This is a genomic window from Streptomyces sp. NPDC091282, assembly GCF_044757385.1.
Classification (GTDB): domain Bacteria; phylum Actinomycetota; class Actinomycetes; order Streptomycetales; family Streptomycetaceae; genus Streptomyces; species Streptomyces gramineus.
This window is the reverse complement of record NZ_JBIVUX010000001.1, coordinates 288,364-311,727: the sequence shown is the minus strand read 5'-3', so window position 1 is coordinate 311,727 and position 23,364 is coordinate 288,364. Positions and strand designations below refer to the sequence as shown.

At 73.1% G+C, this 23,364-nt stretch carries 27 protein-coding genes; 19 read left to right on the top strand and 8 right to left on the bottom strand.

The window, feature by feature from the left end:
- Window positions 1-150 precede the first annotated feature (150 nt).
- The gene (locus ACIQOE_RS01480; protein ID WP_401410068.1) at window positions 151-1,662 is read right to left on the bottom strand and encodes an oxidoreductase; all 1,512 of its coding nucleotides are present in this window, start codon (window positions 1,660-1,662) and stop codon (window positions 151-153) included.
- A gap of 260 nt (window positions 1,663-1,922) precedes the next feature.
- On the opposite strand from ACIQOE_RS01480, the gene hisD reads away from it, so the two are divergent.
- Genes hisD through hisF form a run of 8 tightly spaced genes read left to right on the top strand, consistent with a single transcriptional unit; the run spans window position 1,923 to window position 7,620 of the window.
- Window positions 1,923-3,248, top strand: a complete 1,326-nt coding sequence (gene hisD / locus ACIQOE_RS01475; RefSeq protein WP_362639298.1) for a histidinol dehydrogenase — start codon at window positions 1,923-1,925, stop codon at window positions 3,246-3,248.
- The gene (locus tag ACIQOE_RS01470) at window positions 3,245-4,351 is read left to right on the top strand and encodes a histidinol-phosphate transaminase (RefSeq protein ID WP_351325113.1); all 1,107 of its coding nucleotides are present in this window, start codon (window positions 3,245-3,247) and stop codon (window positions 4,349-4,351) included. The genes hisD and ACIQOE_RS01470 overlap by 4 nt, the downstream gene beginning before the upstream one ends.
- Window positions 4,348-4,941, top strand: coding sequence for an imidazoleglycerol-phosphate dehydratase HisB (hisB, locus tag ACIQOE_RS01465; protein WP_351325112.1), 594 nt, complete (start codon window positions 4,348-4,350; stop codon window positions 4,939-4,941). Before ACIQOE_RS01470 ends, hisB begins: the two co-directional genes overlap by 4 nt.
- Before the next feature lie 4 nt (window positions 4,942-4,945).
- On the top strand, window positions 4,946-5,110 hold the full coding sequence (locus ACIQOE_RS01460; protein ID WP_351325110.1) for a hypothetical protein: 165 nt from the start codon (window positions 4,946-4,948) through the stop codon (window positions 5,108-5,110).
- Window positions 5,101-5,751, top strand: coding sequence for an imidazole glycerol phosphate synthase subunit HisH (hisH, locus tag ACIQOE_RS01455; RefSeq protein WP_351325108.1), 651 nt, complete (start codon window positions 5,101-5,103; stop codon window positions 5,749-5,751). The genes ACIQOE_RS01460 and hisH overlap by 10 nt, the downstream gene beginning before the upstream one ends.
- On the top strand, window positions 5,748-6,473 hold the full coding sequence (priA, locus tag ACIQOE_RS01450) for a bifunctional 1-(5-phosphoribosyl)-5-((5-phosphoribosylamino)methylideneamino)imidazole-4-carboxamide isomerase/phosphoribosylanthranilate isomerase PriA (protein ID WP_351325105.1): 726 nt from the start codon (window positions 5,748-5,750) through the stop codon (window positions 6,471-6,473). The genes hisH and priA overlap by 4 nt, the downstream gene beginning before the upstream one ends.
- Entirely contained in the window at window positions 6,470-6,868 is a 399-nt protein-coding gene (locus ACIQOE_RS01445; RefSeq protein WP_351325103.1) for a RidA family protein, read from the top strand. The genes priA and ACIQOE_RS01445 overlap by 4 nt, the downstream gene beginning before the upstream one ends.
- The gene (gene hisF / locus ACIQOE_RS01440; RefSeq protein WP_365555301.1) at window positions 6,865-7,620 is read left to right on the top strand and encodes an imidazole glycerol phosphate synthase subunit HisF; all 756 of its coding nucleotides are present in this window, start codon (window positions 6,865-6,867) and stop codon (window positions 7,618-7,620) included. Before ACIQOE_RS01445 ends, hisF begins: the two co-directional genes overlap by 4 nt.
- Window positions 7,621-7,649: 29 nt before the next feature.
- On the opposite strand, the gene ACIQOE_RS01435 is transcribed toward hisF, so the two are convergent.
- A complete protein-coding gene (locus ACIQOE_RS01435; protein WP_362639292.1) occupies window positions 7,650-8,048 on the bottom strand; it encodes a VOC family protein in 399 nt (132 codons plus the stop codon).
- 10 nt (window positions 8,049-8,058) lie between these two features.
- Window positions 8,059-8,694: a TIGR03085 family metal-binding protein gene (locus ACIQOE_RS01430; RefSeq protein WP_351325097.1), complete on the bottom strand. Its 636-nt coding sequence runs from the start codon at window positions 8,692-8,694 to the stop codon at window positions 8,059-8,061.
- A gap of 82 nt (window positions 8,695-8,776) precedes the next feature.
- Between ACIQOE_RS01430 and hisI the strand changes: the two genes are divergently transcribed.
- The 11 genes from hisI to lgt all read left to right on the top strand — a co-directional run bounded on the left by hisI (window position 8,777) and on the right by lgt (window position 17,720).
- On the top strand, window positions 8,777-9,181 hold the full coding sequence (gene hisI, locus ACIQOE_RS01425) for a phosphoribosyl-AMP cyclohydrolase (RefSeq protein WP_351325095.1): 405 nt from the start codon (window positions 8,777-8,779) through the stop codon (window positions 9,179-9,181).
- 11 nt (window positions 9,182-9,192) lie between these two features.
- The gene (locus ACIQOE_RS01420; protein WP_351325093.1) at window positions 9,193-10,680 is read left to right on the top strand and encodes an anthranilate synthase component I; all 1,488 of its coding nucleotides are present in this window, start codon (window positions 9,193-9,195) and stop codon (window positions 10,678-10,680) included.
- A 51-nt stretch (window positions 10,681-10,731) separates the two neighbouring features.
- Window positions 10,732-11,376 (top strand): TIGR02234 family membrane protein, encoded by a 645-nt coding sequence (locus tag ACIQOE_RS01415; protein WP_401408904.1) that lies wholly within the window; start codon window positions 10,732-10,734, stop codon window positions 11,374-11,376.
- A 160-nt stretch (window positions 11,377-11,536) separates the two neighbouring features.
- The gene (locus ACIQOE_RS01410) at window positions 11,537-11,797 is read left to right on the top strand and encodes an HGxxPAAW family protein (protein WP_351325089.1); all 261 of its coding nucleotides are present in this window, start codon (window positions 11,537-11,539) and stop codon (window positions 11,795-11,797) included.
- A gap of 76 nt (window positions 11,798-11,873) precedes the next feature.
- Window positions 11,874-12,320, top strand: a complete 447-nt coding sequence (locus ACIQOE_RS01405; protein WP_351325087.1) for a DUF2752 domain-containing protein — start codon at window positions 11,874-11,876, stop codon at window positions 12,318-12,320.
- A gap of 155 nt (window positions 12,321-12,475) precedes the next feature.
- Window positions 12,476-13,285 carry an indole-3-glycerol phosphate synthase TrpC gene (gene trpC, locus ACIQOE_RS01400; protein WP_351325086.1) on the top strand — a complete coding sequence of 270 codons (810 nt, stop codon included), beginning with the start codon at window positions 12,476-12,478 and terminating at the stop codon, window positions 13,283-13,285.
- A gap of 21 nt (window positions 13,286-13,306) precedes the next feature.
- Window positions 13,307-13,531, top strand: a complete 225-nt coding sequence (gene trpM / locus ACIQOE_RS01395) for a tryptophan biosynthesis modulator TrpM (RefSeq protein ID WP_399008433.1) — start codon at window positions 13,307-13,309, stop codon at window positions 13,529-13,531.
- 80 nt (window positions 13,532-13,611) lie between these two features.
- Window positions 13,612-14,895, top strand: coding sequence for a tryptophan synthase subunit beta (gene trpB / locus ACIQOE_RS01390; RefSeq protein WP_351325084.1), 1,284 nt, complete (start codon window positions 13,612-13,614; stop codon window positions 14,893-14,895).
- Window positions 14,892-15,710, top strand: a complete 819-nt coding sequence (gene trpA, locus ACIQOE_RS01385; RefSeq protein WP_363013719.1) for a tryptophan synthase subunit alpha — start codon at window positions 14,892-14,894, stop codon at window positions 15,708-15,710. The genes trpB and trpA overlap by 4 nt, the downstream gene beginning before the upstream one ends.
- Window positions 15,711-15,796: 86 nt before the next feature.
- Window positions 15,797-16,573, top strand: coding sequence for a DsbA family protein (locus ACIQOE_RS01380; protein ID WP_401408898.1), 777 nt, complete (start codon window positions 15,797-15,799; stop codon window positions 16,571-16,573).
- 91 nt (window positions 16,574-16,664) lie between these two features.
- Window positions 16,665-17,720 (top strand): prolipoprotein diacylglyceryl transferase, encoded by a 1,056-nt coding sequence (gene lgt, locus ACIQOE_RS01375; protein ID WP_401408895.1) that lies wholly within the window; start codon window positions 16,665-16,667, stop codon window positions 17,718-17,720.
- 83 nt (window positions 17,721-17,803) lie between these two features.
- Here the strand turns inward: lgt and ACIQOE_RS01370 are convergent, their stop codons facing one another.
- From ACIQOE_RS01370 to ACIQOE_RS01350, 5 genes are read right to left on the bottom strand one after another with little or no spacing between them, the layout of a single operon-like run.
- Window positions 17,804-18,625, bottom strand: a complete 822-nt coding sequence (locus ACIQOE_RS01370) for a CoA ester lyase (protein WP_351325078.1) — start codon at window positions 18,623-18,625, stop codon at window positions 17,804-17,806.
- A complete protein-coding gene (locus ACIQOE_RS01365) occupies window positions 18,622-19,824 on the bottom strand; it encodes a CoA transferase (protein WP_351325076.1) in 1,203 nt (400 codons plus the stop codon). Before ACIQOE_RS01365 ends, ACIQOE_RS01370 begins: the two co-directional genes overlap by 4 nt.
- Entirely contained in the window at window positions 19,821-20,714 is an 894-nt protein-coding gene (rbsK, locus tag ACIQOE_RS01360) for a ribokinase (RefSeq protein WP_365555316.1), read from the bottom strand. Before rbsK ends, ACIQOE_RS01365 begins: the two co-directional genes overlap by 4 nt.
- Window positions 20,711-22,201, bottom strand: coding sequence for an ADP-ribosylglycohydrolase family protein (locus tag ACIQOE_RS01355; protein WP_401408890.1), 1,491 nt, complete (start codon window positions 22,199-22,201; stop codon window positions 20,711-20,713). Before ACIQOE_RS01355 ends, rbsK begins: the two co-directional genes overlap by 4 nt.
- Window positions 22,189-23,364, bottom strand: a complete 1,176-nt coding sequence (locus tag ACIQOE_RS01350; protein WP_362639279.1) for an ADP-ribosylglycohydrolase family protein — start codon at window positions 23,362-23,364, stop codon at window positions 22,189-22,191. The genes ACIQOE_RS01355 and ACIQOE_RS01350 overlap by 13 nt, the downstream gene beginning before the upstream one ends.

Genomic DNA, 23,364 nt, shown 5'->3' with positions numbered 1-23,364 from the left:
CGACCGAGCGCGCGCCAGACCACCAGGCCAACTCCGTGAAAGTTGTAGGGCTTCAGGTCAAGGGCAGGTAAAAGGTGACCGTCGCTCACCTGTCAGGCACCTGTCAGCAGTATGCCGCGATCCCGCCGTACCCGCCCCCGCCGGCCGCACCTACACGCGTCTCAGCAGCCGCGTGGCCCCCGCCGCCACCGTCGTCGCCAGGATCCAGCCCAGCAGGATCATCACGGCCGCCGCCCACTGCCAGCCGCCGCTCAGCCGCCACTGGCCGACCTGGCCCAGGTCGATCACCGGCAGCAGCAGGTCGAGGACGAACAGGGCCGGGTCCCAGACCGGATGCCCGCCGGAGTCCATCGGCGGGTGCGGCGCGTGCGCGAAGGCGAGCGTGCCCGCGGCCCACAGCACCGCCATCCACACCGCCGCCCGGCCCGGCCGGTAGCCGTACGCCACGGTCAGGTCCTGCGCGTACCCCCAGAGCTTCGCGGCGACCGGCAGCGTCTCGCGCCGCCTGCGCTGCTTGGCGAGCTGCACCTCGCGCGCGTCCTCGTCCTCGCCGGCGGCCCGCAGCACGGTCGCGAGCCGTTCGTACGGCTCCGGGTTGTACTCGGCGGTCGCCGCCGCCACCCAGTCCAGCCGCCGGGTCAGCGGGAACGGGCCCTGCGGGACCAGGTTCTCGTAGGCGAAGCCGCCCATGTGCAGCCGCCCCGGACCCGGCCAGCTGGTCGCCCGGTCGACCAGGTTCACCGTCCGGGCACCCGAGAGGATCACCCGCCCGCGCTGCGGCTCCTCCCCGAGGAACCGCAGCTCGGGAGCCTGCACCCGGCGCAGCGACAGCTCGTGGTCGTCCGTGAAGGTCAGGGACGCCCGCTCCAGGTCGACGGCGTCCCCGAACCGCCCGTCGTCCAGCCGCACCCCGCCCTGGCACTCGAACCGCTGGATCCGCGTCCCGCGCGCCGGGGTGGTGCCGCTCAGCCAGGGGCCGCCCACCCCGGCCGGGGTCAGGTACAGGGTGCGGCCGACGGTCAGCTGCGGGGCGTTCAGCGCGAACCGCCCGTTGGGATTGCGCAGCCGGGCCCCGCGCAGGCTCAGCGAGACGCCCACCTTGGCGCTGCGCAGGCTCAGCTCCCCGTAGGACTCCAGGAGCTCGGCCTGCAGGTCCTGGCCGACGGTCATGCCGTCCGCCGCGATCGACCGGCCGCTGCGGTCGCGGTAGACCACCGCCTGGTTCAGCAGCAGGTCGGTGCCGATGTGCGCGTCGGTCAGCCGGACCCCGCCGAGGAAGCGGCAGCGCGGCAGATGCAGGTCGCCCTCCGTGTTCACCCGGGCCGCCTCCAGGCGCGGCACCGCGCAGTCGACCAGGCGCACGGTCGTGAAGTGCGCCTCCGGCAGCAGGACCTCGTCGTCGAACCGGCAGCCGCGCAGCTCCACGTACGGGGTGACCGTGCCGCCCGCCAGGTCCAGGGTGCCGGTGATCCTGAGGCCGGCCAGCTTCAGCGCGGGCACCCGGCCCGCGAGCGCCGGCGGCCCGTCGAGCAGCAGCCAGCACACGATCCGCGCCCGTACGGTCCGCTCGGGCCCCCAGGGGTGCCCGCCGTGCGGATCGTCGACCTGCGCGTCGCCGCTGCTCAGGTCGTACAGGCTGCCGTTGCGGAAGGCCTGCCACATGCCGGCCTCGGCCGCGGTCAGATCGTCCGGCAGCTCCCCGTCCCGGACCCCCTCGGTCACGGTGTTTCCCTCTTCCTCGGCTACTCGTCGGTCAGTTCTTCGCCCAGCGGTGATGCCCGGTCCGTCACCCGTCGAACACAACACGTGAAGGTGATCTTCCGGGTTCCGGCCAGGCTAGGCAGCGGCCGCCGGTCCGCGTTCTGTATCAGCCATTGATACGCGCGGACGGGCCCCGAGTGCCGTCTGAGAGAATTGAGCATGTGATCTCCCGAATCGACCTGCGCGGCGACGCCCTCCCCGAGGGCCCCGCCCTGCGCGACCTGCTGCCCCGAGCCGACTTCGACGTCTCGGCCGCCCTGGAGAAGGTGCGTCCGATCTGCGAGGCCGTGCATCATCGGGGCGACGCGGCGCTGATCGACTTCGCCGAGAAGTTCGACGGGGTCGTCCTGGAGCAGGTGCGGGTCCCGGCCGAGGCCCTCGCCAAGGCGCTTCAGGAGCTGGACCCGGCCGTGCGCGCGGCCCTGGAGGAGTCCATCAGGCGCGCCCGCCTCGTCCACCGCGAGCAGCGCCGGACCACCCGCACCACGCAGGTCGTGCCCGGCGGCTCGGTCACCGAGAAGTGGGTGCCGGTGGACCGGGTCGGGCTCTACGCGCCCGGCGGCCGGTCGGTCTACCCGTCCTCCGTGATCATGAACGTGGTGCCCGCCCAGGAGGCCGGCGTCCCGTCCGTCGCGCTCGCCTCCCCGGCCCAGGCCGAGTTCGGCGGCCTGCCGCACCCGACGATCCTCGCCGCCTGCGCCCTGCTCGGCGTCGACGAGGTCTACGCGGCCGGCGGCGCCACCGCCGTCGCGATGTTCGCCTACGGCACCGAGTCCTGCCCGGCCGCCACCATGGTCACCGGCCCCGGCAACATCTGGGTCGCCGCCGCCAAGCGCTACTTCACCGGCAGGATCGGCATCGACGCCGAGGCCGGCCCCACCGAGATCGCGGTCCTCGCGGACGCGACGGCCGACCCGGTGCACGTCGCCGCCGACCTGATCAGCCAGGCCGAGCACGACCCGCTGGCCGCGGCCGTCCTGGTCACCGACTCCGCCGAACTCGCGGACGCGGTGGCCAAGGAGCTGGAACCGCAGGTCGCGGCCACCAAGCACATCGAGGACCGCATCGTCCCCGCCCTGCGGGGACGGCAGTCCGCGATCGTCCTGGTCGACGGCATCGACGAGGGACTGCGCGTCGTCGACGCGTACGGCGCCGAGCACCTGGAGATCCAGACCGCCCACGCCGCCGCGGTCGCCGACCGGGTCCGCAACGCCGGAGCGGTCTTCGTGGGTCCCTGGGCGCCGGTCTCCCTCGGCGACTACGCGGCCGGATCCAACCACGTGCTGCCCACCGGCGGCTGCGCCTGCCACTCCTCCGGGCTGTCCGTGCAGTCCTTCCTGCGCGGCATCCACATCGTCGACTACACCGAGGACGCGCTGGCCGACGTCGCGCACCACGTGGTCACGCTCGCGGAGGCGGAGGACCTCCCGGCGCACGGCGCGGCGATCAAGGCGAGGTTCGGCTGGAAGGTACCCGAGGGCAAGTGACAGGCATCGACGATCTCCCCGTCCGGGACGAGCTGCGCGGCAAGTCCCCCTACGGCGCGCCGCAGCTGGACGTCGCCGTCCGGCTGAACACCAACGAGAACCCCTACCCGCTGCCCGAGCCGCTGGTCGAGCGGATCGCCGAGCGGGTGCGCGAGGCCGCCCGTGACCTGAACCGCTATCCCGACCGGGACGCGGTCCAGCTCCGCACCGAGCTGGCCCGCTACCTGACCAGGACCGGGCACCACCCGCTCGGCATCGAGAACGTCTGGGCGGCCAACGGCTCCAACGAGGTCATCCAGCAGCTGCTGCAGACCTTCGGCGGTCCCGGCCGCACCGCGATCGGCTTCGAGCCGTCGTACTCGATGCACTCGCTGATCGCGCGCTCCACCGGCACCGGCTGGATCGCCGGTCCGCGCCGGGCCGACTTCACCCTCGACGCCGAGGCCGCCCGCCGCGCGATCGCCGAGCACCGGCCCGACGTCGTGTTCATCACGACCCCCAACAACCCCACGGGCAACGCGGTGCCCGCCGAGACCGTCCTCGCGCTGTACGAGGCGGCCCAGGCGGCCCGGCCGTCCATGGTGATCGTCGACGAGGCCTACGTCGAGTTCAGCCACGGCGCCTCACTGCTGCCGCTGCTCGAAGGTCGGCCGAATCTCGTCGTCTCCCGGACCATGTCGAAGGCCTTCGGCGCGGCCGGCCTGCGCCTCGGCTACCTGGCCGCGCACCCCGCGGTGGTCGACGCCGTACAGCTCGTACGGCTGCCGTACCACCTCTCCGCCGTCACCCAGGCGACCGCGCTGGCCGCCCTGGAGCACACCGACACGCTGCTCGGCTACGTCGAGCAGCTGAAGACCGAACGGGACCGGCTGGTCGCCGAGATGCGGGCGCTGGGCCTGGAGGTCACCGAGTCGGACGCCAACTTCGTGCAGTTCGGGCGGTTCGAGGACCCGCACGGCGTGTGGCGCAGGATCCTCGACCGGGGGGTCCTGGTCCGGGACAACGGCGTGCCCGGCTTCCTGCGGGTGTCCGCCGGAACCCCCGAGGAGAACGACGCGTTTCTCGACGCGGTACGTGAAGTCAAGAAGGAGCTGGACGCATGACCCGCGTAGGGCGCGTGGAGCGCACCACCAAGGAGACCTCGGTCCTGGTCGAGATCGACCTCGACGGCACCGGGAAGACCGACATCGCCACCGGCGTCGGCTTCTACGACCACATGCTCGACCAGCTCGGCCGGCACGGTCTGTTCGACCTCACCGTGAAGACCGACGGCGATCTGCACATCGACTCGCACCACACCATCGAGGACACCGCCCTCGCCCTCGGCGCCGCCTTCAAGCAGGCGCTCGGCGACAAGGTCGGCATCTACCGCTTCGGCAACTGCACGGTCCCGCTGGACGAGTCCCTCGCCCAGGTCACGGTGGACCTGTCCGGCCGCCCGTACCTCGTGCACACCGAGCCGGAGCGCATGGCCCCGATGATCGGCGAGTACGACACCACCATGACCCGGCACATCCTGGAGTCCTTCGTGGCCCAGGCCCAGGTCGCACTCCACGTGCACGTGCCCTACGGGCGCAACGCGCACCACATCGTGGAATGCCAGTTCAAGGCGCTCGCCAGGGCGCTGCGTTACGCCTCCGAGCGCGACCCGCGCGCGGCCGGCATCCTCCCCTCGACGAAGGGCGCGCTGTAAAGCCATGACCGGGCTGTCCACCGTACTGATCGTCGTCGGCCTCTTCCTGGTCGGCGGAATCATCTCCTTCGTCAAGCAGAAGATGCCCACCAGCCTGATCGTGCTGCTCTCGATCGGCGCCGCCATGTGCCTGGTGGCGGGCGTCGTGCGGCTGGAGGTGTGGAATTGAGCGGATCCGCCAGGAAGGTCGTCGTCTTCGACTACGGCTTCGGCAACGTCCGGTCCGCCGAACGCGCCCTCGCCCGTGCCGGGGCCGACGTCGAGATCACCCGTGACTTCGACAGGGCGATGAACGCCGACGGACTGCTGGTGCCCGGCGTCGGCGCCTTCGCCGCCTGCATGCGGGGCCTGCGCGACGCCCGCGGCGACTGGATCATCGACCGCCGGCTGTCCGGCGGGCGCCCGGTCATGGGCATCTGCGTCGGCATGCAGATCCTGTTCGCGCGCGGCATCGAGCACGGCGTCCAGACCGAGGGCCTGGACGAGTGGCCCGGCTCGGTCGAGCCGCTGCAGGCCGAGGTCGTGCCCCACATGGGCTGGAACACCGTGGACGCGCCGGCCGGCTCCCGGCTGTTCGCCGGCCTGGACGCCGACGCCCGCTTCTACTTCGTGCACTCCTACGCCGTCCAGGACTGGTCGCTGGAGACGCACAACCCCTCCCTGCGGGCCCCGCTCGTGACCTGGTCGACGCACGGCAAGCCGTTCGTGGCCGCCGTGGAGAACGGCGCCCTGTGGGCCACCCAGTTCCACCCCGAGAAGTCCGGCGACGCCGGCGCCCAGCTCCTCACCAACTGGATCGGAACACTGTGAGCACGCTCGAACTCCTCCCCGCCGTCGACGTCCGCGACGGCCAGGCCGTCCGCCTCGTGCACGGCGAGTCGGGAACCGAGACCTCCTACGGCTCCCCCCTGGAGGCCGCCCTCGCCTGGCAGCGGTCCGGCGCCGAATGGCTGCACCTGGTCGACCTGGACGCCGCCTTCGGCACCGGCGACAACCGCGAGCTGATCTCCGAGGTCGCCCGCGCGATGGACATCAAGGTCGAGCTGTCCGGCGGGATCAGGGACGACGCCTCGCTGGCGGCCGCCCTGGCCACCGGCTGCCGCCGGGTCAACCTCGGCACGGCCGCCCTGGAGACCCCGGAGTGGGTCGCCAAGGTCATCGCCGAGCACGGCGACCAGATCGCGGTGGGCCTGGACGTCAAGGGCACGACCCTGCGCGGCCGCGGCTGGACCCGCGACGGCGGCGACCTCTACGAGACGCTGGCCCGCCTGGACCGGGAGGGCTGCGCGCGCTACGTCGTCACCGACATCGCCAAGGACGGCACCCTCCAGGGCCCGAACCTGGAACTCCTGAAGAACGTCTGCGCGGCGACCGACCGGCCGGTGGTGGCCTCCGGCGGCGTGTCGTCCCTGGACGACCTCAGGGCCCTGGCCGCCCTGGTACCCCTCGGCGTCGAGGGCGCCATCGTCGGCAAGGCCCTGTACGCCGAGGCGTTCACCCTGGAAGAAGCACTGGAGGCAGTGGCCCCGTGAGTGAACTGCGACGAGTCGTGACGGGCGCGCCCTGGGAGGAGGCCTTCGGGTACTCCCGTGCCGTGGAGCTGCCCAACGGCCTGGTACTGGTCTCCGGCTGCACCTCGACAGTGGACGGCGAGATCGCCGGGGGCGGCCCCCACGAGCAGACGGTCAACGCCTTCAACGTCGCCTTCGAGGCGCTGGCGCAGCTGGGCCTCGGCCGTGACGACGTGGTGCGGACCCGGATGTACGTCACCCACGCCCGGGACGTCGACGAGGTGGGGCGCGCCCACAAGGAGCTGTTCGACGCCGTCCGCCCCGCCGCGTCCATGATCATCGTCTCCGGTTTCGTCGACCCCAGCCTGGTCGTCGAGGTCGAGGTCGAGGCCTTCCGGCGGGAGGCGACGGCATGACCCTGGCGGTCCGAGTCATCCCCTGCCTGGACGTGGACGGCGGCCGGGTCGTCAAGGGCGTCAACTTCCAGAACCTGCGCGACGCGGGCGACCCCGTCGAGATGGCCAAGGTGTACGACGCCGAGGGCGCCGACGAGCTGACCTTCCTGGACATCACCGCCTCCTCCGGCGACCGGGAGACCACCTACGACGTGGTCCGCCGCACCGCCGAACAGGTCTTCATCCCGCTGACCGTCGGCGGCGGCGTACGCACCGCCGAGGACGTCGACAAGCTGCTGCGGGCGGGCGCCGACAAGGTCGGCGTCAACACGGCGGCCATCGCCCGCCCGGACCTGATCCGGGAGATCGCGGAGCGCTTCGGCCGGCAGGTCCTGGTCCTGTCGGTGGACGCCCGCCGCACGCCCGGCGGCACCTTCGAGGTCACCACCCACGGCGGCCGCCGCGGCACCGGCATCGACGCGGTCGAGTGGGCGCACCGGGCCGCCGAGCTGGGCGCCGGCGAGATCCTGCTGAACTCGATGGACGCCGACGGCACCAAGGACGGCTACGACCTGGAGATGATCACCGCGGTACGGGCGCACGTCACCGTCCCGGTCATCGCCTCCGGCGGCGCCGGCCGGCTGGCCGACTTCGCCCCGGCCGTCAAAGCGGGCGCGGACGCCGTCCTCGCCGCCTCCGTCTTCCACTTCGGCGACCTGCGCATCGGCGAGGTGAAGCAGGCCCTGCGCGGCGCCGGACACCCCGTCCGCTGACCCGCGGGGCGGTCCGGCCGGGGGACCCGTCAGTCCTTCGGCTGGGCCAGCTGGATCAGGTTGCCGACCGTGTCGTCGAGGACGGCCGCGATCACCGGGCCCTGCTCCTGCGGCTCGTGCACGAAGCGGACGCCGAGGGCGCGCAGCCGGTCGTACTCCGCCCGGACGTCCTCGACCGAGAAGACGATGGCGGGCAGCCCCGCCTCGTACACGGCCTTGCGGTACGGCTCCGCGATGGGGCCCTGGCCGGGCTCCAGGAGCAGCTGGAGGTCCGGCTGGGCGCCGCCGGGCGCGCCCACCGTGACGAACAGGACGCCCCCGCCGAGGTCCAGCCGGGTGCGGGTCTCGAAACCGAGGACGTCGGTGTAGAAGGCGTGCGCCCTGACCACGTCCTCGACGTAGACGCCGGTCATCGCGACCTTGATCATCGCAGGCTCCTCAGATGCCCAGCTGCTTGGAGTCGTGGAGGGTGGCGATCGCGGTCTCGTCGCCGTCCACCGCGACCTTCGCCGCGTTCTGCCGGCCGAAGCCGAACATCAGCAGCTCGGAGGGCTCGCCGGTCACCGTCACCACCGGCGTGCCGCGGTGCGCGACGGCCGTCTGCCCGTCCGGACGGCGCAGCACCAGCCCCGTCGGCACGCCCCTGCCCAGCAGCCGGGCGGTGCGCTCCAGCCGGGACCACAGGGCGTCCTGGAAGACGGGGTCCAGCTCGCGCGGCGCCCAGTCCGGCTGGGCCCGGCGCACGTCCTCGGTGTGGACGTAGAACTCCACCGTGTTCGCCGCCTCGTCCACCTGCTTGAGCTGGAACGGGGAGAACCGCGGCGGGCCGGTACGGATCAGCTGGATCAGCTCCTCGTACGGCTTCGCGGCGAACTCGGCCGTCACCCTCTCCAGGCGGGGCGCGAGCTGCTTGAGCAGCGCGCCGCCGGCCGCGTCCGGCCGGCGCTCGCGCACCACCACGTGCGCGGCCAGATCGCGGGTCACCCAGCCCTCGCACAGGGTCGGGGCCTCGGGACCGGCGGTCTCCAAGAGGTCGGCGAGCAGAAGCCGTTCACGCTTGGCGAAGGTCGACATGACGCCAGCCTAAGGCCCTGCGCACGGTCCGGACAGTGGACACGGGCCGTGGCGGCCGGCGCCGCGCGGCACAATGGCACCCATGACCAGTACGACCGGTACGCCCCCGTCCAGCAACCTCGCGCCGGAGATCGCCGCCCGCCTCAAGCGCAGCGCCGACGGCCTCCTGCCCGCGATCGCCCAGCAGTACGACACGGGCGAGGTACTGATGCTCGGCTGGATGGACGACGAGGCGCTGCACCGCACCCTCACCACCGGCCGCTGCACCTACTGGTCGCGCAGCCGCCAGGAGTACTGGGTCAAGGGCGACACCTCCGGCCACGTCCAGCGGGTCAGGTCCGTCGCCCTCGACTGCGACGCCGACACCCTGCTGGTCAAGGTCGACCAGACGGGCGCCGCCTGCCACACCGGCGACCGCACCTGCTTCGACGCCGACGTGCTCCTCGCGGACGGCGCCGATTCCGGCGTGCCGGGCTCCGGTCGGTAAGGTCTGCCGCCATGGAACTGGAGACCTTCCGCAAGCTGGCGACCGACCGCCGCGTCATCCCGGTCACCCGCAAGCTCCTCGCCGACGGTGACACCCCGGTCGCGCTCTACCGCAAGCTCGCCGCCGAACGCCCCGGCACCTTCCTGCTGGAGTCCGCCGAGAACGGCCGCACGGCGTACCAGTGGTCTCGCTACTCCTTCGTGGGCGTGCGCTCCGCGGCCACCCTCACCGCCCGCGACGGCCGGGCCCACTGGCTCGGCACCCCGCCGGTCGGCGTGCCCGTCGACGGCGACCCGCTGGCCGCCCTGCGCGCCACCATCGAGGCCCTGCACACCCCGCACACCGAGGACCTGCCGCCGTTCACCGGCGGCATGGTCGGCTACCTCGGCTACGACATCGTGCGCCGCCTGGAGAAGATCGGCCCCGGCGAGCGGGACGACCTCGGGCTGCCCGAGCTGACCATGCTGCTCACCAGCGACCTCGCGGTGATGGACCACTGGGAGGGCTCGGTCCTGCTGATCGCCAACGCGATCAACCACAACGACCTCGACACGGGCGTCGACGAGGCCTACCACGACGCGATCGCCCGCCTGGACGCCATGGAGGCCGACCTCTCCCGCCCGGTCGCCCAGCCCCCGGCCGCGCTGCCGCCCTCCGAACTCCCCGAGTACACCGCCCTGTGGGGCGGCCCCGACTTCCGGGCCGCGGTCGAGGACATCAAGGAGCGCATCCGCGCGGGCGAGGCCTTCCAGGTGGTGCCCTCGCAGCGTTTCGAGACGCCGTGCACGGCCGCCGCGCTGGACGTCTACCGGGTCCTGCGGGCCACCAACCCCTCGCCGTACATGTACCTGTTCCGCTTCGAGGGCTTCGACGTCGTCGGGTCCAGCCCGGAGGCCCTGGTCAAGGTCGAGGACGGCCGGGCCATGGTCCACCCCATCGCCGGCACCCGGCCGCGCGGGGCCACCCCGCGCGAGGACCAGGACCTCGCCGACGAGCTGCTGGCCGACCCCAAGGAGCGCGCCGAGCACCTGATGCTCGTCGACCTCGGCCGCAACGACCTGGGCCGGGTCTGCGAACCGGGCTCCGTCGAGGTCGTCGACTTCATGTCCGTCGAGCGGTACTCGCACGTCATGCACATCGTCTCGACGGTCACCGGCAAGGTCGCCGAGGGCCGCACCGCCTTCGACGTCCTCACCGCCTGTTTCCCGGCCGGCACCCTCTCCGGCGCCCCCAAGCCCCGGGCGATGCAGATCATCGACGAACTGGAGCCGTCCAGAAGGGGGTTGTACGGCGGCTGCGTCGGCTACCTCGACTTCGCGGGCGACTCCGACACCGCCATCGCCATCCGTACCGCGCTGCTGCGGGACGGCACCGCCTACGTCCAGGCGGGCGCCGGCATCGTCGCCGACTCCGACCCGGCCGCGGAGGACCAGGAGTGCCGCAACAAGGCCGCGGCGGTGCTGCGCGCGGTGCACACGGCCAACAGACTGGGCGAGTAGGGCGCTTATCACCCAACCCCGGGTGACCGTTCGCCCCCGGTTCAAGCCATAGTGGAGTACGTGACTGCTGTTCCTCACCCCCGTTCCGAGGCCGCCGCGCACAGCGGGTCCGGCCGCCGCAGCCTCGCCGTGGCGCTGTTGTTCGGCGCGCTCGGCGCGGCCGTGGCCCTGCTGTCCAGCCGCCAGCGCTGGGCGGAGGGCACCGCGACGGTGGCCGGCGGCGCCTTCCCGCTGACCGCCAAGGGCAGCGACGTCACGGGCGTTCCCGCGGCCCTCGCCATAGTGGGCCTCGCCGCGCTCGTCGCCGTCTTCGCCGTCCGCAGGGCCGGCCGCTTCCTGGTCTCCGGGCTGCTCGCCCTGTCCGGCGCCGGCATCGTCGTCGCCGCCCTGGCGGGCGCCTCCGACGGCTCCGCCCTGGACGAGCGGGCCGCCGAGGCCAGCGGCGACACCTCCGCCACGGTCGCCGCCCTCAGCCACACCGGCTGGCCCTACGTGGCCGCGGCCGGCGGCGCGCTGATCCTGATCGCCGGACTGCTCGCGCTCCGCTACGGCCGCCTGTGGCCCGCCATGTCCGGCCGCTACGAGCGCGGCACGGGCGCCCAGCGGCCGCGCCGCGCGCCCAAGCCGGTGGACCCGGACCGTCCCGAGGACATCTGGAAGGCGCTCGACCGCGGCGAGGACCCGACCGGAGCCTGAGCCCGCCGGAGCCGTACCCGATGTGGCGCATCAGACGCCACCCCTGCTCCCGGCACGCGTGCGCGTACGGGACAATGGAGCAAGAGCGTCCGCAACGGACCCGTACGCGCGCGGCCACGGACGGCACGTACGACACGCACCAGCTAACGAGGAGCAAGTCATGGCGGGCAGCAGCCACGGTCACACCCCGGCCGCGTGGACGGGCGTCACCATCGCCTTCATCGGTTTCTGCGTCTCGGGCGCCTTCATGGTGATGGCCCAGCCGGTGGGCTTCTGGGCCGGCATGGTGATCGTGGTCCTGGGCGGCGTGGTCGGCATGATCATGCGTGCCATGGGCCTCGGCATGCCGAAGCAGAACGCCCTCGTGACGCGCACCGCCCCGGCCGCCGCCCACCGCGAGCCGGTCGCCGCCGAGAGCTGACCGGCACAGTCCTGCGAGGGGCGTCCCGAGCCGTCGGGACGCCCCTCGCGCGCGTGTGCCGACCGTAGGGGGCACAATGCGAGGCGTGAACGCCGACACCTCCAGCGCGGCCGCCCCGGCGGCGCCCTCCCTGCGGGGACGCCTGGCCGTGCCCGCGGGGGTGATGGCCGCCGTCCTCGGGGCCTTCGCCTACGTCGGCACGGTCGACCCCAACCAGCCCGGCCACTACCCGGTCTGCCCCCTGTACCGGCTCACCGGCCTGTACTGCCCCGGCTGCGGCGGCCTGCGCAGCGCGCACGCGTTCGTCCACGGCGACCTCCTCGCCGCGCTGCGGGACAACGCCGCCGGCGTGGCCGCCTACCTGGCCTTCGCCGTGGTGTGGACCGTCTGGGTGGTGCGCGCGGCCCGCGGCCGCTCCGTGCGGATCGAACTGCGGCCGGTGCCGATGTGGACGCTCGGCGCGCTGCTGCTGGTCTTCACCGTTGTCCGGAACCTGCCGTTCGCCGACTGGTTGCATCCTTGATCGACCGGCGAACGTCCAGGTAGAGGGGGCCGCCGTCGGCCGGATGCGAGGTCGGCGCCCTCCTGCGGATACCATCGGTATGACCATGGGTTTTGACCCGCAGGGGTTTCGACCCGCTCGGAAGAACCGCCCGGAACCGGAAGGGGACCGCTCGCGTGAGTGTGCTCGACGAGATCATCGACGGAGTCCGTGCCGACCTCGCGGAGCGGCAGGCGCGCGTCAGCCTCGACGAGCTCAAGGAACGCGCGGCGAAGGCACCCGCCGCCAAGGACGGCGTGGCCGCGCTGCGCGGCGACGGCGTCAAGGTGATCTGCGAGGTCAAGCGCTCCAGCCCGTCCAAGGGCGCGCTGGCCGCGATCGCCGACCCGGCCGGGCTCGCCGCGGACTACGAGGCGGGCGGTGCGGCCGTCATCTCGGTCCTCACCGAGCAGCGCCGCTTCGGCGGCTCGCTGGCCGACCTGGAGGCGGTCCGGGCCCGCGTGGACATCCCGGTCCTGCGCAAGGACTTCATCGTCACGTCGTACCAGCTGTGGGAGGCCCGCGCGTACGGCGCCGACCTCGCGCTGCTGATCGTCGCGGCCCTCGACCAGCCGGCCCTGGAGTCGCTGATCGAGCGCGCGGTCTCCATCGGCCTCACCCCGCTCGTCGAGGTGCACGACGAGGACGAGATCGAGCGCGCGGTGGACGCAGGCGCCAAGGTGATCGGTGTCAACGCGCGCAACCTGAAGACCCTGGAGGTCGACCGCGCCACCTTCGAGCGGGTCGCCCCGGAGATCCCCGACACCGTCGTCAAGGTCGCCGAGTCCGGCGTCCGCGGCCCGCACGACCTGATCGCCTACGCCAACGCGGGCGCCGACGCCGTCCTGGTCGGCGAGTCCCTGGTGACCGGCCGCGACCCCAAGGCCGCGGTGGCCGACCTGGTGGCGGCTGGCGAACACCCCGCGCTGCGCCACGGCAGGCCCTGATCACCCGCTAGGCTGACACCGATGACTCTCACCGTGACGACCGTGGACCGGTACGCCCGCCTCGCGCGCGGCTGCCGCCCCAGGGGCTGCCGAGCCCCCGCGAGGCGTGTCCACGGCCGCCGCGTGCGGTACGTCATCGGTGACGAACCCGGGCAGGTCAACGGACGCCGATGGCAGCGCCCCGTCAGGGGCGCGGGGCAGTATGTGATGTGCGGCCACCGCCGCGCGGGTGCGACAGGCCACTGACGGCCCGCAGCCATCGGCCATATCCCCGCCCCCACGGCGAACAGTGTCTTTTCACACGCACTCACCGTGAGGTTTCTGGCATGCCCAGCGATTTCTTCTTCCCTGACCCCACCGGTCAGGTGCCCAGCGTCGAGGGCTACTTCGGCGCCTTCGGCGGCAAGTTCATCCCGGAGGCCCTGGTGGCCGCCGTGGACGAGGTCGCCGTCGAGTACGACAAGGCCAAGAGCGACCCCGAGTTCGCCCGCGAACTCGACGACCTGCTCGTCCACTACACCGGCCGCCCCAGCTCCCTCACCGAGGTCCCCCGCTTCGCGGAACACGCCGGCGGCGCCCGGATCTTCCTCAAGCGCGAGGACCTCAACCACACCGGCTCGCACAAGATCAACAACGTGCTCGGGCAGGCCCTGCTCACCAAGCGGATGGGCAAGACCCGGGTGATCGCCGAGACCGGCGCCGGCCAGCACGGCGTGGCCACGGCCACGGCCTGCGCCCTCTTCGGCCTCGACTGCACCATCTACATGGGCGAGGTCGACACCCGGCGCCAGGCCCTGAACGTGGCCCGGATGCGGATGCTCGGCGCCGAGGTCATCGCCGTGAAGTCCGGCAGCCGCACCCTGAAGGACGCCATCAACGAGGCGTTCCGGGACTGGGTCGCCAACGTCGACCGCACCCACTACCTGTTCGGCACGGTCGCCGGCCCGCACCCGTTCCCGGCCATGGTCCGCGACTTCCACCGGGTCATCGGCGTCGAGGCCCGCCGCCAGCTCCTGGAGCGTGCCGGCCGCCTCCCCGACGCGGCGATCGCCTGCGTCGGCGGCGGCTCCAACGCCATCGGCCTCTTCCACGCCTTCATCCCCGACGCCGGTGTCCGCCTCATCGGCTGCGAGCCCGCCGGCCACGGCATCGAGACCGGCGAGCACGCCGCCACCCTCACCGCAGGCGAGCCCGGCATCCTGCACGGCTCCCGGTCCTACGTCCTCCAGGACGACGAGGGCCAGATCACCGAGCCGTACTCGATCTCCGCCGGCCTGGACTACCCGGGCATCGGACCGGAGCACTCCTACCTGAAGGACTCCGGGCGCGGCGAGTACCGCGCGGTCACCGACGACGCGGCCATGCAGGCCCTGCGCCTGCTGTCCCGCACCGAGGGCATCATCCCGGCCATCGAGAGCGCCCACGCCCTGGCCGGCGCCCTGGAGGTCGGCCGGGAACTCGGCCCGGACGGGCTGATCGTCGTCAACCTGTCCGGCCGCGGCGACAAGGACATGGACACCGCCGCACGCTACTTCGGGCTGTACGACACGGACGCCGAGGTCGCGGCCGACGCCGCCGACACCGCCGAGATCGAGGGGGACGCCAAGTGAGCGGGAACATCCAACTGCTGTCGGACACCCTCGCGGGTGCCAGGGCCGAGGGCCGGGCCGCGCTCATCGCCTACCTCCCGGCCGGGTTCCCGACCGTGGACGGCGGCATCGAGGCCATCAAGGCCGTGTTCGACGGCGGCGCCGACGTGGTCGAGGTCGGGCTGCCGCACAGCGACCCGGTCCTTGACGGCCCGGTCATCCAGACCGCCGACGACATCGCCCTGCGCGGCGGCGTCAGGATCGCGGACGTCATGCGCACGGTGCGGGAGGCCTCCGCGGCCACCGGCAAGCCGGTCCTCGTCATGACGTACTGGAACCCCATCGACCGCTACGGCGTCGAGCGGTTCACCGCCGAACTGGCCGAGGCGGGCGGCGCGGGCTGCATCCTGCCCGACCTGCCCGTCCAGGAGTCCGCCCTGTGGCGGGAGCACGCCGAGAAGCACGGCCTGGCGACGGTCTTCGTCGTCGCGCCGAGCAGCAGGGACGAGCGGCTCGCGCGGATCACCGCGGCGGGCAGCGGCTTCGTCTACGCCGCTTCCCTGATGGGCGTCACCGGCACCCGCGCGTCGGTCGGCGCGCAGGCCCAGGACCTGGTGGAACGCACCCGCGCCACCGGTACGGGACTGCCCGTCTGCGTCGGCCTCGGCGTCTCCGACGCGGCCCAGGCGGCCGAGGTCGCCGGCTTCGCCGACGGTGTGATCGTCGGCTCGGCCTTCGTGAAGCGGATGCTGGACGCGCCGGACGCGGCCGCCGGTGTGTCGGCCGTCCGGGAACTCGCCGCCGACCTGGCCAAGGGCGTGCGCGGACAGGCGTAACGGACACCACGCACCATGCGGTCACCCGAACGGGTGGACCTGGGACCGGGGAGGCGCGGTGCGCCTCCCCGGTTCGTTCTGGTGGTGTGAGCGAGAAGAATCGTGACGGAAAGCGGACGGCCCGCGAGCGGCTGGCCGCCGACCGCGAGAAGCAGAAGGCCGCGGAGAAGCGGCGGCGCGCGCTGATCGTCGGCGCGAGCGTGGTCTGCGTGCTGGGCCTGGCCGCGGTGATCGGCGTGGTCGCGGCGAACGCGGGCAAGGACAAGGGCGGCGAGAGCGCGGGTCCGGTCGTGGCGCCCTCGGGCGCGCAGGGCAAGGACAGCCTCGCGGTCCCGGTCGGCAAGGACGGCGCCAAGGCCACGCTCACCGTCTGGGAGGACTTCCGCTGCCCGGCCTGCCAGGCCTTCGAGGCGGCGTACCGGTCGACGCTCCACGAGCTGACCGACGCCGGCAAGCTCCGGATCGAGTACCACCTGGTCACGCTCATCGACGGCAACCTCGGCGGCACCGGCTCCCGGAACGCGGCGAACGCGGCGGCCTGTGCCCAGGACGCCGGGAAGTTCCGCGACTTCCACGACGTGCTGTACGAGAACCAGCCCAAGGAGACCGACGACGCCTTCGCCGGCAACGCCAAGCTGATCGAGCTGGCCGGCAAGGTCGACGGACTGAATACGCCGGCGTTCCGCAAGTGTGTCGAGGACGGCACGCACAACTCCTGGGTCGTGAAGTCCAACGAGGCCTTCCGGGCGGCCAAGTTCGGCGGCACCCCGACCGTGCTGCTCGACGGCAAGAACATCTACCAGGACCAGACGATGACCCCGGCCAAGCTCACGCAGCTCGTGGAGGACGCCAACAAGGCGTGAGCGGCGCGGGAAATTCTCACGTCCCTGTTATGGAGCCGTAGCCGGGCTGATTGCCGTCGGCCCGGTCCGGCACGGTAGCGTCGACCCTGCCATGGAATATCTTGCCTACATTCCCAGCCCTTCGCGCGGAGTGATCCATCTCGGTCCCATTCCGCTGCGCGGCTACGCCTTCTGCATCATCATCGGTGTCTTCGTAGCCGTCTGGCTCGGAAACAGGCGCTGGATCGCCCGGGGCGGGCGGACCGGCACCGTGGCCGACATCGCCGTCTGGGCCGTACCGTTCGGCCTGGTCGGCGGGCGCCTCTACCACGTGATCACGGACTACGAGCTGTACTTCAGCGAGGGCCGTGACTGGGTCGACGCCTTCAAGGTGTGGCAGGGCGGCCTCGGCATCTGGGGCGCGATCGCGCTCGGCGCGGTGGGCGCCTGGATCGGCTGTCGGCGCCGGGGCATCCCGCTGCCGGCCTACGCCGACGCCATCGCCCCCGGCATCGCCTTCGCCCAGGCGATCGGCCGCTGGGGCAACTGGTTCAACCAGGAGCTGTACGGCCGCGAGACCCATGTGCCGTGGGCCCTGCACATCACCTCGTCCGAGGGCGGCCGGGTGCCGGGCTACTACCACCCGACCTTCCTCTACGAGTCGCTGTGGTGCATCGGGGTCGGGTTCCTGGTCATCTGGGCCGACCGCCGCTTCAAGCTGGGCCACGGCCGGGCGTTCGCGCTGTACGTCGCCGCGTACTGCGTCGGCCGCGGCTGGATCGAGTACATGCGCGTCGACGACGCCCACCACTTCCTCGGCCTGCGGCTCAACGACTGGACCGCGATGCTCGTGTTCCTGCTCGCGGTGCTGTACATCGTGCTGTCCACGAAGAAGCGGCCGGGCCGGGAAGCGGTGGTCGAGCCGGGTGTTGCCGACGGGACGGCCGAGGCGGACGCCGCCGGTGAGTCCGGCGAGTCCGGCGCGGGCGAGACCGCCGAGTCCGGTGAGGCCGGTGACACCGCCGAGGCCGAGAAGACCGATCCGGCTCCGCGGGCGGAGTCCGCCGCGGCCGACGACGGCAGGAAGGCCGAGGCCGAGGAAGACGCCGAGGAAGACGCCGAGGCAGACGCCAAGGACGAGGCCGGGTCGGCGGCCAAGAAGAGCTGACCTGCGCGACACGACGAAGAGGGCGCCCGGAACGGACCGGGCGCCCTCTTCGCGTGCGAGCCGGCGACGGTCGCCGGCCGGGGTCAGCGCCGGTTCAGCAGGGACAGGGTCCTGCGCGCCGTCGCCACCACCGCGGCGTCGATGAAACTGCCGTCCGGGAGGGCCTGGGCGCCCTGCTCCGTGGTGGCCGCCTTGATGATCTTCTCGGCCTGTTCCAGTTCGGCGTGGGTGGGGAGGTAGGCACGTTCGATGATCGGGAGCTGACGGGGGTGGATGGCGGCGCGGCCCAGGAAGCCCATGGCGCGGCCCCGGGCGCAGGAGGCGGCGAGGCCCTTGAGGTCGCGGGTGTCCGGGTGGACCGACTGGGGCGGCGGGGCGAGGCCGGCGGCCCGTGCGGCGACCACGATCCGGGACCGCGACCAGTCGAGCCCGGTGTCGTCGTACACCCCCAGGTCGGCCTGGAGATCCGCCTCCCCGAGCGAGACGCCCCGCAGGTTCGGGTGCGCGGTGGCGATGGCGTAGGCGTGCTCGATGCCGAGGGCCGATTCCAGGAGTGCGTAGAGCGGGAGGGCCGCGGTCCGGGCCGCGACCTGGTGGATGTCACCGGGTCCTGACACCTTGGGCAGGCGCAGCCCGGCGAGGCCGGGCAGGCCCAGCAGGGCCTGGAGGTCGGCCGCGGCCCAGGGGGTGTCCAGGCCGTTGATCCGGACGTGCACGGGGACCGGCTGGGGGTGGCCGAGGAGTTCCGCGGTGGCGGCGCGGCCGCAGTCCTTGCGGTCCGGGGCGACGGCGTCCTCCAGGTCGACCACCACCACGTCCGCCCCGCTGACCAGCGCCTTGGCGACCACGTGCGGCCGGTCACCGGGAACGTACAGCCAGGTCAGCGGGAAGGGCGCGGGGGTCATACGGCGCCCTCCTCGCGCAGCGCGCGCAGCTGGGCCGGGGTCAGGCCCAGCTCGGTGAGGACCTCGTCGGTGTCGGCGCCGTGCGGCCGGCCCGTCCAGCGGATCGCGCCGGGGGTCGAGGAGAGCCGGAAGAGGACGTTCTGCATGCGCAGCGGTCCCAGTTCGGGGTCGGGGACGGTGGTGACGGTGTCCAGCGCCAGGTACTGCGGGTCCTCCATCACGTCCCGCACGTCCTGGACGGGCGCCACCGCCGCCTCCGCCTTCTCGAACTCGGCGAGCACCTCGGCGCGCGAGCGGACGGCGATCCAGTCGCCGACGGCCGCGTCGAGGACGTCGGAGTGCGCCGCCCGGTCGGCGCCGGTCGCGAACCACGGCTGGTCGATCAGGTCCGGGCGTCCGACCAGCCGCATCACGCGTTCCGCGATCGACTGGGCCGAGGTGGAGACGGCGACCCAGGTGCCGTCCGCCGTCCGGTAGGTGTTGCGCGGGGCGTTGTTCGCCGAGCGGTTGCCGGTGCGCTCCTGGACGTAGCCGAGCTGGTCGTACCAGGTGGGCTGCGGGCCGAGGACGGTGAGGATCGGTTCGATGATCGCCATGTCGACGACCTGGCCCTCGCCGGTGCGGTCCCGGGCGGCCAGCGCGGTCAGTACCGCGTACGCGGTCGCCAGAGCCGCGATGGAGTCGGCGAGCCCGAACGGCGGCAGAGTGGGCGGGGCGTCCGGATCGCCGGTGATCGCCGCGAACCCGCTCATCGCCTCGGCGAGGGTGCCGAATCCGGGGCGGTGGGCGTAGGGGCCGAACTGTCCGAAGGCGGTGACCCGGGTCAGGATCAGCCGGGGGTTCGCGGCGGAGAGCTCCTCCCAGCCGAGGTCCCATTTCTCCAGGGTGCCGGGCCGGAAGTTCTCCACGATCACGTCGGCGCCTGCGGCGAGCCGGAGCAGGGTGGCGCGGCCCCCCGGCTTGGACAGGTCCAGGGTGATGGTCCGCTTGTTGCGGCCGAGCAGCTTCCACCACAGGCCGACGCCCTGCTTGGCGGGACCGTGTCCGCGCGAGGGGTCGGGTTTGGCGGGGTGCTCGACCTTGACGACCTCGGCGCCGAAGTCACCGAGCAGGGTCGCGGCGAGGGGGCCGGCGAAGAGGGTGGCGAGGTCCAGGACGCGCAGGCCGGCGAGCGGCTGGGGCTGTGGTGTCGTAGTCATGCGGTGTACTGGGCCTCGATCTCCGGACGGTAGGGCATGGACGTGGACGCGCCTTCCCGTTGCACGGCGAGCGCGGCCGCGGCCGCCGCCCAGGACAGGGCCTCCCGGATCGGTTTCTCCTCGGCCAGGGCGACCGCGAGGGCGCCGACGAAGGTGTCGCCCGCGCCCGTGGAGTCGACGGCTCTCACCCGGGGCGCCGGGATGACCAGGGGCCCGGCGTCACGGGTGAGGTAGAGGCTGCCGGCCGCGCCCAGGGTGACGACGACCTGGGGCACCAGGCCGAGCAGGTCCGCGGCCGCGTCGCGCGGGTCGGCACGGTCGGCGAGCGCGGCGGCCTCCCGCTCGTTGGCCACCAGCAGGTCGATGTTGTCGAGGAGTTCGGAGGGCAGGGTGCGGGTGGGGGAGGGGGTGAGGATGGTCCGGACGCCGTGCCTGCGGGCGGCCTCGGCGCCGGCGACGACCGCGGGCAGCGGGATCTCCAGCTGGAGCAGGAGCGCGTCGGCGGAGGCGATGACCCCTTCGTCGCCGGGGGCGAGATGGTCGACGGTGCCGTTCGCGCCGGGGATCACCACGATCGCGTTGCCGCCCTCGTCGTCCACGACGATGTGCGCGGTGCCGGAGGGGCACTCGATCGTGCGCAGCGAGTCGGTGTCCACACCGGAGTGTTCGAGGGTCTCCCGCATCCGCACGCCGTAGGCGTCGTGGCCGACGGCGCCGATCATCGAGACGGTGGCGCCGGCGCGGGCGGCGGCGATCGCCTGGTTGGCGCCCTTGCCGCCGGGGACGGTGCGGAACTCCCGTCCGGTCACGGTCTCGCCGAGCTGCGGGGCCCTCTCGACGTACGCGACGAGGTCCATGTTCGTGCTGCCGAGTACGGCGATCTGGGTCATGGGCGGGTCGCCTCCAGGTGGGTGAGGTGGGCGAGGGTGTCGAAGTCGGTGCCGTCGAAGCCGCCGACGGAGGTGGCGAGCCGGTTCTTGAGCGGGGCCGTCCAGCGGTCGGGGAGGGCGCCGGGGTCGCCGGCGAGCAGTCCGGCGACGGAACCCGCGGTCGCGCCGTTCGAGTCGGTGTCCCAGCCGCCGCTCACCGCACGGCAGACGGATCCGGTGAAGTCGCCGTCCGCGTGGGTGAGGGCGGCGGCGATCAGCGCGGTGTTGGGGACGGCGTGCACCCAGTGGTGGGTGGGGGAGTGGGTGAGGTGGAGTTCGTCCACGACCGTCTCGAAGTCGTCGTGGGTGCCGGCCAGCCGGATCGCCCGGTCGACCGCGCGGGCCAGGCGGGACCGGGGCGGGACCACCGTCAGGCCCGCGCGCAGGCAGGCGTGCACGTCGCGGGTGCCGCCGGCGGCGGTGGCGATGACGGCCGCCGTGAACATCGCCGCGTAGACGCCGTTGGCCGTGTGGGTGAGGGTGGCGTCGCGGTGGGCCTGCTCGGCCGCGGCGGCCGGGTCGCCGGGGTTGGTCCAGCCGTGCACGTCGGCGCGGATCAGCGCGCCGATCCACTCGCGGAAGGGGTTGCGGTGGCGGGCGGTGTGCGGGGGTTCGACGCCGGTGAGGAGGTTGCGGTAGGCGATGCGCTCGGCGGTGAAGGTGCGTCCGGCGGGGAGTTCGTCGAGCCACAGGGCGGCCACGTCGGAGGTGGTGAAGCCGCGGCCGTGGCGCTGGAGCAGCAGGAGGCCGAGGAGGGGGTAGTTGAGGTCGTCGTCCTCGGGCATGCCGTCGATGTTCTCGGCGAGGGAGGTGGCCGCGGAGCGGCGGTTCCAGGGATGCGCGGCGAGCAGCGCGGCGGGGACCCCGCGGGCGGTGAAGTAGTGGTTCAGGGGCCAGTTGCCGGTGGCGCGGGCGAGTTCGCGGATCGCGTGCAGCGGGAGCTTCTCGACGGGTTTGCCGAGCAGGCATCCGACGGCCCGGCCGAGCCAGGCGGCCTGGTAGGCGCGGGGGGCGGGGGCGCTCACCCGCGCCGGAAGCGTGCCGCTGCGCCCGTCCGTGCCGCCCTGCGGCACGTCTGCCCGCGGCTGGGTGTGCGGGACGCGGCTGGGCAGCGCCCCGCCGGGGTCGCGGGGAGCCGAGCGGTCGGTCCCCGCCGGGGCGCGGCCGTACGACGGCCACTGCGGGCACAGCGCCCGGATGGCTTCGAGATCCGTCGGCTCGTCCAACCCGCTCGGCAGGTCCGCGAGTTCGTCCAGGAGGTCCTCCGCCAGGCGGCGCAGGTAGCGGGAGGCCCGGTCCGGCGAGGCGCCCGCCCGGTCCGGGGCGTCCGCGCCGCCCGCCGCCCGCCAGCGTGCCTCGACGGCGCCGGGCTCCCGGCCGTCCTGCCGGGCCTGGCGGATCTCGTGGCCCAGCAGGTCCTCAGGCTGGACCCAGGTCAGGCGGAGCAACTCGGGCCTCCGAGGCGGGCGAAGGACTCCTCGTGGGCGCGCCGGTGCGCCGTGTCGCGGGCGAAGATCTCCGCGGTCACGGCGGCGAGGGTGCGCGGCGGCTCCCACAGGTCCAGGCGGCTCGCCTCGGCGACCTGCTTCGACCATTCCTCGGGTACGGCGGAGCCCAGTGCTCCGGCGATCGCGCCCGCCATCGTCGCGATCGAGTCGCAGTCCCGGCCGTAGTTGACGGAACCGAGCACGGCGTGCCGGTAGTCGCCGCCGGCCACCAGCAACATGCCGAGGGCGACGGGGAGTTCCTCGATCGCGTGGAGGCGGGAGGGACGGCGGGCGCCGAGCGAGGGGGAGCGGTAGTCGGGGCCGACCGTGTCGTAGGGGGCGACCGCCTGCCGGAGCGGGGTGAGAGCGGACTCGAAGTCGCCGTGGCGCGCGGCCGCTTCGCAGACCGCCTCGATCGCCGCCCGCGTGCCGTCCTTCGCCAGCGACAGGCACGCGGTGACGACGGAGTCCGGTGTCGCCCCCGGAGTGGCGGCGGCCGCCACCGCCGCCGCGAAGACGCCGGCCGCCTCCCTGCCGTAGGACGACTGGTGGGCGCCCGCGACGTCCAGCGCCTCGGCGTACGCGGCCCGCGGGTTCGCCGCGTTGACCAGGCCGACCGGGGCCATGTACATCGCCGCGCCGCAGTTGACGATGTTGCCGGTGCCGGCCTCGCGGGGGTCGACGTGGCCGTAGTGCAGCCGGGCCGCCAGCCACTTCTCGGCGAGGAAGACCCGGTGCAGCAGGATGGTCTCGGCCTCCAGCTCCGGGATCCAGCGGGGGCCGGTCATCAGGTCGGGGACCAGGTGCTCGGCGATCGCGTAGGCGTCGAGGTGGTCGCGGACGCGGTCGTAGACCCGGATCAGCGCGTGGGTCATCAAGGTGTCGTCGGTGACGTGCCCGTCGCCCTTGTGGTACGGGGCGATGGGGCGGGCGGTGCGCCAGGCGTCGCCGTTCCAGGGGCCGACGACACCGTGCACGCGGCCGCCGTGGCGTTCCAGGATCTGGTCCGGGGAGTAGCCCTCGACGGGTCCGCCGAGGGCGTCGCCGACGGCGGCCCCGACGAGGGCTCCGGTGATCCGTTCGTCCAGCGAAGCTCCGGTGCTTTGTTGTGTTTTGGGCGTCAT